Origin of the sequence: Paenibacillus sp. FSL H8-0122, assembly GCF_038005345.1 — a bacterium.
Classification (GTDB): domain Bacteria; phylum Bacillota; class Bacilli; order Paenibacillales; family Paenibacillaceae; genus Paenibacillus_AQ.
In genome coordinates this window covers 4028970-4042672 of record NZ_JBBOTB010000001.1, presented here as the reverse complement: position 1 = coordinate 4042672, position 13703 = coordinate 4028970, and the positions used below count along the sequence as shown (strand labels likewise).

The following is a 13703-nucleotide window of genomic DNA, read 5'->3' as shown; positions in this document are numbered from 1 at the left end:
CCGCTGCTGCTGCTCATATACTAGGCATGAGGGCCGGGTCCCGCATGTCATCACGGAGGATGTTAGGGACGCCGGCACAAGAGGGCCGGGAGGATGAGACCTATGCAGCAATACATTGCCCGCAGGGGAGATACCGTAAGCCGTATCGCCGCAAGACACGGATTGACACCGGAGCATGTCATACAGGGGAATCCATGGGCTGGCAGCCAGCCGTATTTATATCCGGGGCAGGTGCTGTTCCTGCCGTCTGCCCCGCGCAAGCGGTATGCGGTGCAGGCAGGGGACGATGCGCAGAGCATCGCGTCCTTGTTCGGGGTTGGCATAGATGAGCTGGAGATGCTGAATCCCGGGGTAAGCTCGGGACGTATCTGCCTGCCGGGCAAGGTGCTGGTGATTCCGGCGGCCACCCGGGGGACAGAGGTTTATCTGCACGGGGAATACGGACCGGCTGAGGTGGATGCGGATGCTGCAAGACTTGCAGACCGCTATTCTTGTGTCAGCAGCGAAGTAATAGGCCACAGTGTGCTCGGCAAGCCGCTCCGTCTGCTGCGGATCGGCAGCGGCCCGCGCCACCTGCATGTGAATGCCGCGCTGCATGCCAACGAGTGGCTGACGTCTCCGTGTCTGATGCGCTTCCTTGAAGAATATGCGGCTGCCTATGCTTCAGGTGCGGACTGGCACGGGCGTGAGCCAGCGGACTGGCACCGGGACTGGACGCTCTGGGCTGTGCCGATGGCGAATCCCGACGGCGTCGAACTGGTGCAGGAAGGGGCGATGGCGGACCATCCCCATTATGCGGAGCTGATGAGGTGGAACTGCGGCAGGCGCAGCTTCCGGCACTGGAAGGCGAACATCCGCGGTGTCGATCTTGGAGACCAGTTCCCCGCACACTGGGAGGAGGAACGCGACAGGAGGCAGGTGCCCGGCCCGGCGCCGCGCGATTACAGCGGCCCTGCGCCGCTCAGTGAGCCGGAGGCGGCGGCACTGGCGGCGCTGGCCGAGCGGGTTCCGGGCGATGCCGCCGTATCCCTGCACAGCCAGGGGGCTGAGATCTACTGGAACTACCGGGGCTATGAGCCGCCGGAGAGTAAGGAATGGTCGGCCCGGCTGGCAGCGGCCAGCGGCTACCGGGCGGTGGAGCTGACCGGCAGCGATGCCGGCTACAAGGACTGGTTCATCGAGCGCTTCCGCAAGCCGGGCTTCACCGTAGAGCTGGGAGTGGGCAAGAATCCGTTGCCAGTGGCTGATTTTGAGGATATGGCCCTGGACACAGGCCTGATTCTCAGTGCTATTCTGTCAAATTTGAAATAAAAATGAAACAATGTCTGCAAATTTGCGTAAGATAACAGCAAAGGGTACGGCCGCAATCTTGACCAAATGATGCTTTGCGGCTGTATCCTTTTTTGTGCGTGGGGATGAAGAGCAAAAGTGCTCCTGATTTCCGCGAAAGTCGGCTGGATGAGCCAATGAAGTGTATAAGTGCTCCTGATTTCCGCAAAAGTCGGCTGGATGAGCCAATGAGGTGTATAAGTGCTCCTGATTTCCGCGAAAGTCGGCTGGATGAGCCAATGAAGTGTATAAGTGCCCCTGATTTCCGCAAAAGTCGGCTGGGTGAGCCAATGAGGTGCAAAAGTGCCCCTGATTCGCGGGATGCTGCCCACCACATACCTGACCTGAGAAACTGTTCTTTCATAGAGTTGGAGGGAGACCTCCTACTTCTGTAAGAACGGTTTCTTTAGTATGCTAACGCCTATCTGCGCTTGTTAGCGCAGGCGCTTAGGCTGGAAATGAGGGTCAAAATAATACACATCAACCCGTATGAAAGCTATACCGTACTCCTCCGGGTCTCTTGCTAAAATTAGCGTATAGATGAGCGGCGGACGGCTTCACGGAAAGAGGACTATCCGCCGGGAAAGTGAGAGCCAAATGGAGAACGATACGTATATGCTGAAAAGTAAACCCATCCCGCTGAACGCCTCCTACGACGTAATTGTAGTCGGAGGCGGGCCCGCGGGCTGCACCGCTGCAGCGGCGGCGGCCAGGGAAGGGGCGCGGACACTGCTGGTCGAAGCGACCGGGAGCCTTGGCGGAATGGGAACCTCCGGCCTGGTACCGGCCTGGTGCCCATTCTCGGACAAAGAGAAGATGGTCTACCGTGGTCTCGCGGCCAAGGTGTTCAATACCTTAAAGGCTCAAATGCCGCATGTGCCGGAGGATGCGATGGACTGGGTGCCGATCGAACCGGAGAAGCTCAAGCGGGTCTATGACGATCTCGTAACGGAGTCGGGTGCCCACATCCTGTTCCTGACCGCGCTTGCGGATGTGGACAGGGACGCTCACGGCAACATCACCACACTCCTCCTTCTCAATAAAAGCGGCCTGCAGGCCTTCCGGGCAGCCGTGTATATCGATTGCACAGGAGATGGCGATGTTGCTGCATGGGCAGGTGCCGAGTACCAAATGGGAGACGAAGAGACCGGCGATCTTCAACCCGCCACCCATTGCTTCATCCTTGGCAACGTGGATGATTATGCTTATGTGAACGGGCCGAAGCTCCATGCGGAGAACCCGCACAGCCCGATCCATGAGGTGGTCCGCTCAGGAGAATATCCGGGCATTCCGGATACGCATCTGTGCAACAATATGGTAGCTCCGCGTGCCGTAGGCTTCAATGCCGGACATCTCTGGGGAATTGACAACACGAATGCCTTCTCCGTATCCGGGGCGCTGGTAGAGGGACGCAAGATGGCGGCGGCCTACCGGGACATGCTTGCCGCTGTTCACCCCGCAGCCTTCGGCAATGCGGTAGTGATGAGCACTGGCACACTGATCGGCACGCGGGAATCCCGGCGGATTACCGGCGATTATATCCTGACGGCGGAGGATTACATCTCCCGCAGAAGCTTCGATGATGAGATCTGCCGCAACAGCTACTTCATTGATGTGCATGGCACACAGAAGGAGCAGCAGAGCGGCGCCGGATCCAGTCAAGCTATCACGCTCTACGGGCCGGGTGAATCGCACGGCATTCCGTACCGCTGCCTTACGCCGCGCGGACTGCGCAACGTTCTGGTCGCCGGGCGGTCCATCTCCTGTGACCGCAGGGTGCTCGGCAGCGTGCGTGTGATGCCGGTCTGCCTGGCGATGGGCGAAGCTGCCGGACTTGCTGCGGCACTGGCTGCCGCTCATACCGGCGGAGATGTTCATGCCGTGGATGTCCCCCGCCTTCGCGCCCGTCTCCGGGAAGAAGGCGGCTATCTGCCGGACAACCAAGCTGAAACTGTAGGGGAGAGAATGCAATGAGTCAATCTGCCGTTACCCGCAAGACCGTTAAGCCCGCAGCCCGAACCTACTGGACGCGCAAGAGACGGGAGCAGCTCGCCGGATGGCTGTTCATTGCGCCGGAGGTCATCGGGATGCTCGTCATCGCCGTGTTCCCGCTGCTGTTCAGCCTGTTCCTCAGCCTGACGGAGTGGAACCTGGTCGGCGGCTTGTCGGCGATTAACTTTGTCGGTCTGGATAACTTTATTGAACTGTTCAGGGACAACCGCTTCCTGCTGGCCCTGAAGAATAATGTGCTGTTTACGGTCGGCACGGTGCCGGTCACGATGCTGCTGGGGGTGGTGCTCTCGGCGCTGATCCATAAGAAGCTGTACGCCAAGACGTTCTTCAAGGTTGCCTTCTTTGTACCTTATATCTGTTCCACGGTAGCTATCGCCGCAGTCTGGCAAGCGCTCTACCATCCGTCCAAGGGGCCGGTCAATCAGATTCTGATGCAGCTTGGAGTATCCGAACCGCCGCGCTGGCTGGTTGATACCAGCTTCTCGCTGATTGCCATTATGATTATCTATGTCTGGCAGCTGCTGGGCTATCAGATGATTATTTTCCTGGCGGGGATGACGAATATTCCCGAGGAGCTGTATGAGGCGGCGACGATTGACGGGGCCAGCGGGATCGGACAATTCCGGCGGATTACGCTGCCGCTGCTGGGGCCGACCACCTTTTTCCTGGCGATAACGAGCACGATCTCTTCCTTCAAAATCTTCGATATGATCAAGTTCCTGACCGGCGGCGGGCCTAACTATTCCAGTACCGTTATCGTGTACCAGATCTACGAAGAAGGATTCGAGCGCTTCAAAATGGGCTATGCCTCCGCGATGTCCTGGGTGCTGTTCCTGATCATTATGCTGGTGACCTCCATTACCTGGATAACCCAGAACCGCAAGGTCCATTACTAGTCCAAGGCGAAAGGAACGAAAGGCAATGACAATGAAAAAACTTAAGCCCGGCAATCTGATCTTCACGGTCCTGTTCGCCCTGTGCTCGGTATTCTTCCTGATGCCGCTGGTCTGGATGCTGTCGGCGGCCTCGAAGACGGAGAAGGAGGTCTGGACCTTCCCGATTCAGTGGATTCCCACCGACTGGAATCTGATCGCTAACTTCAAGGCGGTATGGATGGGTGATGTGGCATTCGGATTATTCTATATGAACTCGCTCAAAATCGCCCTGATCTCCACCCTGGCGACAATCGTCATCTCGGCCATGGCCGGGTATGCGCTCGCCAAGCTGGATTTCAAAGGCCGGGCGCTGATCTTCACCCTGATGCTGGCGTTCATGATGATCCCGGAGCAGGCAACACTCGTTCCGCGCTATATTATGATTAAGGAGCTGGGTCTCTATGACTCCCATGCCGCGCTGATCCTGATGGGGATGTTCTCCAGCTACTTCACCTTCCTGCTGCGCCAGTTCATGATCGGGATTCATAATGATATGCTGGAAGCGGCGGAGCTGGACGGCGCCGGGTTCTTACGGATTTTCTGGAGCGTGGTGCTGCCGCTGAGCCGCCCGATTCTGGCAACAGTGGGGATTATCAAGTTCATCTGGACCTGGAATGATTACCAGGGGCCGCTGATTATGCTGAATTCGACCAAGCTGTATACGATTCCGCTCGGGATGCAATTTTTCAAGGAGGAATTCGGTACACAGATCTCCGTCATGATGATGGCCTCCGTCGCCGCGATTCTGCCGCTGCTGGTGCTGTTCCTGATCCTCCAGAAGCAGGTCATTAACGGGATTGCTATCGGAGGCGTGAAAGGGTAAAGGTCAAAAAAGTGTACGCGCACACCGCATAGCTGTACACGGTGTGCGCAAAGCTTAGATTGTATAATGAGCCTGCAGACAACAAATCAAGGGGGAATTGCTTTGAAAAAACTACCATTAATGCTTGCCAGTATGCTCCTCATGCTCTCCGTCACCGCTTGCGGCGGGAATGGGGGCAACACCTCAGCAGCAACCGATGCACCAGCCTCGGCTGATCCGTCTGCCGGAACCGCCGGCACAGCCCAGCCCGCAGGCAAAGCCAAGATCAAATTCTACACCTTCAAGGCCGATAAGCCGGAAGAGCCGATCTACCAGGCCGTGCAGGCTTACAATGAAGCTCAGGATAAAGTGGAAGTGGAGTATGAATCTCTGGTCCAGAACAGCGACAGCACAGATTTCATGAAGAAGCTGGATATTCTGGTCGCAGGCGGCGAAGTGGTCGATGTGTTCATGACCGGGAACGAGGATGAGCTGCTGGAGCGCGCTTCGCGGGGAGTTGTGGAACCGCTTAACTCCTTTTTTGAACAGGAGAGTATTAAACCCGAGGATGAATATTCCAAGCTGCTGAAGCTGGACGACAAGGTCTACGGCATCCTGCCCAGCTCCACGCAGTGGCTGACGGTCTTCAATAAGGATCATCTGGAAGCCGCAGGGCTGACCCTGCCGGAGATGGGCTGGACTTGGGATGATTTCCGTGAGTATGCCAAGAAGCTGACGACACCCGAGCACTTCGGAACCTACTTTCACACCTGGGGCGAATATCCGAACATTATCGCATACACCGAGAAGCCGCATCCGCAGCTTAGCGCAGACTTGAAGCCGATTTTTGACGATCCGTCCTTCGAATACTTCTTCAACCTCCGCCGCACAATGGAGAAGGAAGATAAGAGCGCGGAGCCGTATGCCGATGTGCTGGCCTCGAACTACCATGTGCTGCAGCAGTTTTTTGCCGGAAATGCCAGTATGCTGGCCGTGCCAAGCTATGCTGTCCGGGCGGCGCTGAACCTGGAGAAATTCCCGCATGAGTTCCAGAGCATGTACGCTCCGCTGCCGCGTTCGGTGGACAGTAAGGAACTGGGCATGACGAATATCTCCGGCGGCGGCCTGGCGATGGGTGCGAAATCAGCGAATAAGGAAGCCTCGTATGACTTCATCCGCTGGATGTCCAAGGAAGCCTACAAGTTCACCAAGGAGATTCCTTCGTTCAAGGGCGTGGACGGGGCGGAGCTGATTAACGGCTTTTTCGGGGAAAATACAGATCTGATCGATACCGCCTCCCTCACCAAAACGCTGTTCGATCCAAATATTAAAATGCCGGACACCTTCAGCGTGCCGTACGGCAGTGAACTGAAAGCGATTGTGGAGAACGGCTTCGCCAGCTTCATTCTGGATAACCGCAGCTTCGATGAGGTCAAGAGTGAGATGACAGCGGAAGTCGAGAAGGTAGTTTCTGCCAATCAGAAATAACGGATGAAGTGCAAAGGCAGCAGGGATTTTGGATTATAATAGGGACGTTGAAGCTTTCATTACAGTGCGGGGTGGAATTCTTATGAAATGGTTAAGCCGTTTTTCCTTCCATCGCAGACTGCAATACACGTTCCTGATCCTGATCCTGCTGCCTTTTGTTGTCGTTACGTTCTGGTCGTATACCTCTGTGCGGGAGAATGTGAGTGAGAAGATCGCCCGTTCGAATGAGGAGACACTGAAGGTCATCGGCAGTCAAATGGAAAAAACGGTGGACAGCATCTCGTTTGTCTCGGTGTATTTCTCTGAGGCTTATGATCCGGCCGTGCTGGAGAGTCTGCGTTATCTCAAAAATACGGGAAGCTTCGGAAATTACGGAGTGTATACCCATTACAACAAGCTCAAGACTACGGCCAATATCCTGTCGGTGCAGTCGCTCGATGCTGATCTTCAGATCATGCTGGTCAACCGGGAGAACCGGATACTGATCGGCAACCAGAATATTCCGGTGTTCTCTGTGCTGCCTGAGAAGCTTCTTAAGGAGAGCAGCAGGCTGGATGAGCGGGAAAAAGTGTCGCTGCAATGGTTCCCCTACGGCGGCACCCCCGCTGCACCGGATTATTATTATGCGGTACGGTTCATTACCGACCCGCTGAATCAGGACAAGCTGGCCACGCTGTACGTGGGCATTCCGAGCCACTACTTCCGCAGCCTGCTCGATACGGGCAATGCGGTAAGCAGGCTCGCGCTTGTTGACCAGAAGGGGAGAAGCATTGCGGTCACCGGAGAAGCCGCTCCTGCGGATGAAGGCCCGCTGCTGGCTAGTGAGGTCCGTATTCCCAAGGTCGGCTGGCTGCTTACCAGCAAGACGCCCCGCAGCTCCATCGACAGTCATATCAACCGGGAGTTTCTGGTCTCCATCTCGCTGATCGGACTGTTCTTCCTGGCGTTCCTGGTCCTGTCCATGCTGTGGGCCGGATATATGAACAAGCCGATCAGCCTGCTGCGGGCCAGCGTCAAGCAGTATGTCGGCGGCAACCGCGCGGTGCGGATACCCGTCAGGGGCAAGGATGAGGTGGCGGTGCTGTCGGCGGCCTTTAATCAGATGCTGGAGGATATGAACGGGCTGCTGCAGCAGGTCGAGAGTGAACAGGAGGAGAAAAGGCGGCTGGAGCTTCAGGCGCTGGCGGCGCAGATCCGCCCTCATTTTCTGCTGAATACGCTCAATTCCATCAAGGTGGATCTGCTGCTCAGCGGTGACCCGGCGCATGGCGCCATGATCGATGCACTCATGAAGCTGCTGCGTGTGTATGTGCATGTGGATAAGCCGCTGGAGCTGGCGGAGGAGTGCAGGGTGCTGGGCAGCTATGTGCAGGTGATGCAGATCCGCAACCGTCTGGATATCGTCTGGGAATGCGAGGTGGGCGAGGAGGAGGGTGCAGTGATGCTGCCCCGGCTGCTGTTGCAGCCCATTGTCGAGAATGCCATCAGCCACGGCTTCTCCGCCCGTCCGGACCATCCGGCGATCCGGCTCGAAGCGGCGTTCGAGTCCGATCTGCTGCGGATCAGCATCAGCGATAACGGCCGCGGGATGCCGGAGGATAAGCTCCAGCGCCTGAACCGGCGTCTGCAAGGAAGTGAAGACACTGCGCTCTGGCCGGAAAAAGGGGTCGGGCTGGTCAACACAGCACGCCGTCTGCAGGTATTGTACGGATATCGCGCACGGCTGAGCGCACGGGCAAGAGAAGACGAGGAAGGCATGACGTTCACCCTATATATCCCCGTGACCCGGGAGAAGGAGGCGGTTTCCCTTGATGACCCTGATGCTGATTGACGATGATGTCCCGATGCTGGAATACGTGGAATATCTGCTCGGGTCCTTGGGGCTGGACCTGCAGCTGGTGGCTTCGGCGTATAGCAGCGAGGATGCGCTGGAGCAGTTCCATACCGCACTGCCGGATATTGTGATTGTGGACATCGGCCTGCCGGGGATGGACGGGCTGGAGCTGGCGGATGCCTTCCGGATCACGAAGCCGGAGGTCCGCCTGATTTTCCTGACCTGCTATGAGGATTTCCACTACTCGAAGCGGGCGATCCAGCTGGAGGCGGATGATTATCTGATTAAGGATGAGCTGTCGCCCGAGCAGCTTAAGAGCAGTCTCGCCAAAGCGATGAGCCGCTTCAAGAGCCGCGAGGAACTGCTGGAGCGCTACTCCTTCCGCCAGGCGATTGAGCGCAATAAGGAAGTACTGAAGCAGAGCTTCCTGAAGCAGCTGTTGTCGGGTGCGGCGGGCCAGGAGAACACCCTGGAGTTCGGAGAACGGCTGGGCATCTCCTGGAAGCACCCCTTTCTGCGTCATGGATTCCTTCATATGGATGCCGCATCTGTCACCGAGCGTTACCGCTACAAGGATATTCCGCTGATCCATTCAGCCGTGAACAATATTGCGCTGGAGCTGTCTGCGGCAGAGGCTTCCATTACACCGATTATGAGCAGGGACGCCGATATTTATCTGGTCTGGAATGTGGCGGACCCCGGCGTTACAGAGAACAAGCTGGCTGAATTCATGCAGGCGGTACAGGATAAGGTGGAGCAGTATCTGAAGATTAGCCTGCGGGGGTTCTATTCGGAATCCTGTGCACCGGTCCGCAGCTTCGATGTGTTATACAAGACTCTCACCGATTGCCGGGAAAATAACTTCTACCAGTCCGTGAAGCCTGTGTCTCTGCTTGAGAAGCACGCGGATTTCGGGGTGGCGTTGGAACGGCGCGGGGAAAAGGAACGCGGGATGCTGTCGTTGGCGCTTGCAGACCAGCATGCCGCCTGGATTGATCTGGCGGTGAATCAGTGGACGCAGCTGGCATCGGCGGAGCGGCTGCTGCCCCGGCTGGTGAAGGAGACCTGCGGGAATCTCGTGCGCCAGCTGGCCTTCGAAGCCGGCGGGCTGGCTGAGGAGGACTTCTTCACGCAACTCGAGCAGACGGTTCATATCGAGGAAGCGGCCAGCCTGACCAAGCGGGAGCTGAGGCATCTGTGGCGGCAGTTTGCACTGGCCCCCGCAGCCGCTGAGGAGAAGGATGTCCGGCTTCAGGCGGTGGATGAGTTTCTGGAGGAGCATGTGGACCGGATGGTCACCTCTACCGACATGGCGGAGCATCTGCATCTGAACGCCAGCTACTTCTCCCGCTATTTCAAGAAGCTGTCCGGCGTGAACTTCACCGATTACGTCAACCAGTACAAGATGAATATGGCCATCACGATGCTGGCCCGCCCGCACGAGACCGTGGAGAATGTCGCCTACACGCTCGGCTTCTCCGACCGGGCCTACTTCTCCAAGGTGTTCAAGAAATACAGCGGCCGGAATCCCAGCGAATTCAAGGCAGGTCCGGTGGAAGAGCAGGGCAGAGAGCCATCCACGGATGACCCGAAGCCATAAAGGTCAAAACTGTCCACTGCAACAGGCAATCAGTCTGCACGCTGTTGCAGCCTCTGCCTTCTTATAATGGTGAGGAGTACTAAGTATAGCTTCAAGGAGGAAGAATGATGAACAGAACTGTATTTACCTTGCCAGCGGAGGAGATTGAGGTATCCCGTGAGGTGGATGTGCTGGTTGCAGGCGGCGGGCCTGCCGGTGTGGCAGCGGCGATAGCTGCGGCCCGCAGCGGGGCGCGGACGCTGCTGATTGAGCAGCGCGGCTTCCTGGGCGGCATGGGCACCGTTGCCCTGGTGCCAGCCTTCTGTCCTTACAGCGACGGGGAGAAGGCCGTCGTGCGCGGTATTGGCTTAGAGCTGCTTGACCGGATGAAGGCCGGATGTGAGCCGGAGTTCCGCGAGCGTTTCGGGGCGGAGCTGGATTGGGTGCCCATCGACCCGGAGGTGCTGAAGCGTGTATACGACGAGGCTGCCACCGAGAGCGGAGCGGAAGTTCTGCTCCATACCGTGGCGAGCCAGACGGTGATGGATGAGACCGGCCGAAGCATTGAGGGCGTGGTGATCGTCAACAAGTCAGGCCGGAGTCTGGTCCGCGCCCGGACCGTTATTGATACGACCGGGGACGCCGATCTGGCCGCCCTGGCGGGAGCGCCGTTCCATAAGGGCGGAGAATCCGGCGAGCTTCAAGCCGCGACGATGTGCTACCTGCTGGCGAATGTGGACCGGCAGCGTTTTGAAGAATACCGGAATGAAAGCGGTGACACGGATCAGATCCATCAGGCCGTCCAGCAGGCGCAGGTTGACGGGAAGCTGCCGCAGGGCCGGGACTCTGTCTCAGGCCTGGCTTGGATTGCCGATTATCTGGTCGGTGTGAATTTCGGCCATGTGTTCGGCATTGACGGCTCCCGTGCAGAGGATCTGACCCGGGGCGCCATAGAGGGACGCCAGCTGGTTCACCGCCAGCTGGAATTCTTCAGGGCGTATGTACCCGGATTTGAACAGGCCCATCTGGTGTCCACCGGGGAGCAGATCGGTATCCGCGAGACGCGGCGGATTGTGGGCGATTACGTGCTGACCCAGGAGGATTTCATGAATATGGCTTCCTTCCCGGATGATATTGCCCGCAACAGCTACTTCATCGATATTCATATGGCCCGCAGCAGCGGGGCGATGCATATTCACCATCTTCCGCCGGGGAAGTCGCATGGTGTCCCTTACCGCTGCATGCTGCCGGTGGGACTGGACAATGTATGGGTGGCGGGGCGCGCCGCCTCCTCGGACCGTGTCGTGCAAGGCTCACTGCGGGTGATGCCGAACTGCTTCGCCATGGGGCAGGCGGCGGGTATGGCGGCGGCGATGGCGGCCGAAGCGGAGGGACAGAGCCGGAAGGTGGATCTCGCCAAGCTTCAGAACGGGCTGGTGCAGCAGGGAGCCTGGCTGGGTGAGGCCTTGGCTGCTTTATAACTAATCTGCGGGAGCGTGATCAGAATGACAAGGTATCGTATGAAGCATAGATCAAGACAAGGCAGGCCGGGCAGGCTGACCTTGCTCGGTATGGTCGGCTTTCTGCTGTTCAGTCTTATCTCAGGAATATCGGGTCCGGTTGCAGAGGCGGCAGGCACCACGTATTACGTCGATTCTGCCCAGGGCAGTGACAATAGCTCCGGCACCAGTGAAGCGGCAGCCTGGAAGACGCTGGGCAAAGTCAACAGCGTGACCTTCAGCCCGGGGGACCGGATTTTGCTCAAGGCAGGCAGTATATGGAAGGACCAGTATCTGGATCTCAAGGGCTCAGGCGCAGAGGGGAATCCGATTACGGTAGACCGCTACGGGAGCGGAGCCAAGCCGCTGATTGATTTCGGCAACACAGCCGTGGGCGGGGAGGGCTTCGGCGTCCGGCTACGCAATGTCTCCTACTGGGAGATCAACAATCTGGAGATTACAAGCGGACAGCAGCCTACAGATATGCGCAGAAACGGCGTGCTGGTCGTAGGTGAAGGAGCAGGGGCTGGGAACTTCCGGCATATGTATATCCGCAATCTCGACATCCACGATATCTTCGGCACAGACCGCCGCACAGGCGGCATCAACTTTCATGCCCGGGGAGCCAATACAGCACTTGAGAGCACCTGGGAAGATATTTTGATCGAGAACAATACGGTCATTAACGTGGCGGACACGGGGATACAGACGATGACGGATGCTTTTTTCAACAATGCTTGGACACATAAGTTCGACGCCTTCCGGGGTGTAGTGATCCGGGGCAATGTGGTGGAGAAGATCCACCGAGACGGCATCCTGGTCAGAGCCAGCGCCTCGCCGCTGATCGAATACAACAAGACGAGATCCATCGGGGAAGCCTGCGAGGTGAATACATCCATCGTCAATTATCTTGAGGATATTACTGTAGTTGCGGCGCAGTGGGCCTATTATACCAAAGGTGCTATTTTTCAATATAATGAAGCTTCCGATACCCGGATGCTGGGTGGAGACGGCCAGCCCTGGGACTTCGACATCGAGGTGCACGACAGCATCTACCAGTACAATTTCAGCTATGACAATGAGGGCGGCACCCTGCTGGTGATGAACAACACGAACAATAATATTTTCCGCTATAATATCAGCCAGAACGATAAGGACGCTAACGGGGTGTTCCATCTGGTGAACGGCGGCGGCAATCTCTATGTCTACAACAACATTATCTACCGTTCGGGAACGCAGAATAAGGCGCTGACCCATGCGAGCAACACAGGAATGGCCTATTACACTAACAACATCTTTTATAATGCAGCCAGCGGACAATATACGAACAGCCCCAGAATGACGTATGATCACAACAGCTTCTACGGGCTGAATTCAAGTGTTCCGAACGATCCCAATAAAATCACAGGCAACCCCGGATTCGTAAGTCCCGGCACGGCCACAGGACGCGATTCGGCAGACGGCTATAAGCTGGCGCTCTCCTCTCCGCTGATCAACTCCGGGGCGGTGGTTGCAGGCAACGGAGGACAGGACTTCTTCGGGAATCCGCTGTATAATGGCGTGCCGGATATCGGTGTATTTGAGTTCCAGGGTACGATTACACCGCCGGTTACGCTGTTCCAGGATGATTTCGAGGATGGCAATTCCAGCGGCTGGACGACCTCGGGCGGGTCATGGAGTGTGACGGATGACGGGACGAAAGCTTTGACGCAGACATCAATGTCAGGGGAAGCACTGGCCTATACAGGCGATGCCACTTGGAGAAACTACACGTATTCGGCCAAAATAAAGCTGCTGAACGCCTTCGGCAACGCCGGGCTGCTGTTCCGTTATGCAGACGCTTCCAATTATTATATGTTCCGGCTGAATGATTCAGGCGACAAGGCGGAGCTGTTCAAAAAAACCGCCGGCACGCTCACGATGGTGAGCAGCGCAAGCTTTGCGCTTACGCCCGGCCAGTGGACGGAGCTGAAGGTCACTGTCAGCGGCAGTACGGTTACCGCCTACGCCGGCGGTGTCCAGCTGCTTCAGTGGACGGATACGGCGGCACAGCCGGCCGGAGGGAAGATCGGTCTGCGGATGCATTCCAGCACCGCACAGATTGACGATGTCAAGGTGATGGAGTGAACGTTGGTCCGCTTCGGGAGGATTCGATAAAATTCTACTTAAAAGCGAAACGAATCCTGCGCATTCGCGTAAGATAACAGCAAAGGGCACAGCCGCA

Annotated in this window: 9 protein-coding genes; all 9 read left to right on the top strand. The window is 57.2% G+C overall.

Features of this window, described 5'->3' with window-relative positions; translation table 11 throughout:
* Nucleotides 1–102: 102 nt before the first annotated feature.
* The 9 genes from NSS64_RS17590 to NSS64_RS17550 all read left to right on the top strand — a co-directional run bounded on the left by NSS64_RS17590 (nt 103) and on the right by NSS64_RS17550 (nt 13606).
* Complete coding sequence (locus tag NSS64_RS17590; RefSeq protein WP_341140962.1) at nt 103–1311, top strand: M14 family metallopeptidase; 1209 nt, start codon at nt 103–105, stop codon at nt 1309–1311.
* A 633-nt stretch (nt 1312–1944) separates the two neighbouring features.
* Nucleotides 1945–3303 carry an FAD-dependent oxidoreductase gene (locus tag NSS64_RS17585; RefSeq protein ID WP_341140961.1) on the top strand — a complete coding sequence of 453 codons (1359 nt, stop codon included), beginning with the start codon at nt 1945–1947 and terminating at the stop codon, nt 3301–3303.
* Nucleotides 3300–4238, top strand: a complete 939-nt coding sequence (locus NSS64_RS17580; protein WP_340754807.1) for a carbohydrate ABC transporter permease — start codon at nt 3300–3302, stop codon at nt 4236–4238. The genes NSS64_RS17585 and NSS64_RS17580 overlap by 4 nt, the downstream gene beginning before the upstream one ends.
* A gap of 25 nt (nt 4239–4263) precedes the next feature.
* Nucleotides 4264–5100 carry a carbohydrate ABC transporter permease gene (locus NSS64_RS17575; RefSeq protein WP_036702263.1) on the top strand — a complete coding sequence of 279 codons (837 nt, stop codon included), beginning with the start codon at nt 4264–4266 and terminating at the stop codon, nt 5098–5100.
* A gap of 102 nt (nt 5101–5202) precedes the next feature.
* A complete protein-coding gene (locus NSS64_RS17570; protein ID WP_339255327.1) occupies nt 5203–6567 on the top strand; it encodes an ABC transporter substrate-binding protein in 1365 nt (454 codons plus the stop codon).
* 82 nt (nt 6568–6649) lie between these two features.
* Entirely contained in the window at nt 6650–8398 is a 1749-nt protein-coding gene (locus tag NSS64_RS17565; protein ID WP_341140960.1) for a sensor histidine kinase, read from the top strand.
* Complete coding sequence (locus tag NSS64_RS17560; protein WP_341142835.1) at nt 8379–10001, top strand: response regulator transcription factor; 1623 nt, start codon at nt 8379–8381, stop codon at nt 9999–10001. The genes NSS64_RS17565 and NSS64_RS17560 overlap by 20 nt, the downstream gene beginning before the upstream one ends.
* A 107-nt stretch (nt 10002–10108) precedes the next feature.
* Nucleotides 10109–11461: an FAD-dependent oxidoreductase gene (locus NSS64_RS17555; RefSeq protein ID WP_340941953.1), complete on the top strand. Its 1353-nt coding sequence runs from the start codon at nt 10109–10111 to the stop codon at nt 11459–11461.
* Nucleotides 11462–11485: 24 nt separating this feature from the next.
* On the top strand, nt 11486–13606 hold the full coding sequence (locus tag NSS64_RS17550) for a family 16 glycoside hydrolase (protein WP_341140959.1): 2121 nt from the start codon (nt 11486–11488) through the stop codon (nt 13604–13606).
* Nucleotides 13607–13703: the final 97 nt, after the last annotated feature.

Coding starts and splice junctions, on each gene's coding strand:
- NSS64_RS17560 (WP_341142835.1), top strand. CDS start 8,379: ATGACCCTGATGCTGATTGACGATGATGTCCCGATGCTGGAATACGTG.
- NSS64_RS17550 (WP_341140959.1), top strand. CDS start 11,486: ATGACAAGGTATCGTATGAAGCATAGATCAAGACAAGGCAGGCCGGGC.
- NSS64_RS17580 (WP_340754807.1), top strand. CDS start 3,300: ATGAGTCAATCTGCCGTTACCCGCAAGACCGTTAAGCCCGCAGCCCGA.
- NSS64_RS17565 (WP_341140960.1), top strand. CDS start 6,650: ATGAAATGGTTAAGCCGTTTTTCCTTCCATCGCAGACTGCAATACACG.
- NSS64_RS17575 (WP_036702263.1), top strand. CDS start 4,264: ATGACAATGAAAAAACTTAAGCCCGGCAATCTGATCTTCACGGTCCTG.
- NSS64_RS17585 (WP_341140961.1), top strand. CDS start 1,945: ATGCTGAAAAGTAAACCCATCCCGCTGAACGCCTCCTACGACGTAATT.
- NSS64_RS17590 (WP_341140962.1), top strand. CDS start 103: ATGCAGCAATACATTGCCCGCAGGGGAGATACCGTAAGCCGTATCGCC.
- NSS64_RS17555 (WP_340941953.1), top strand. CDS start 10,109: ATGAACAGAACTGTATTTACCTTGCCAGCGGAGGAGATTGAGGTATCC.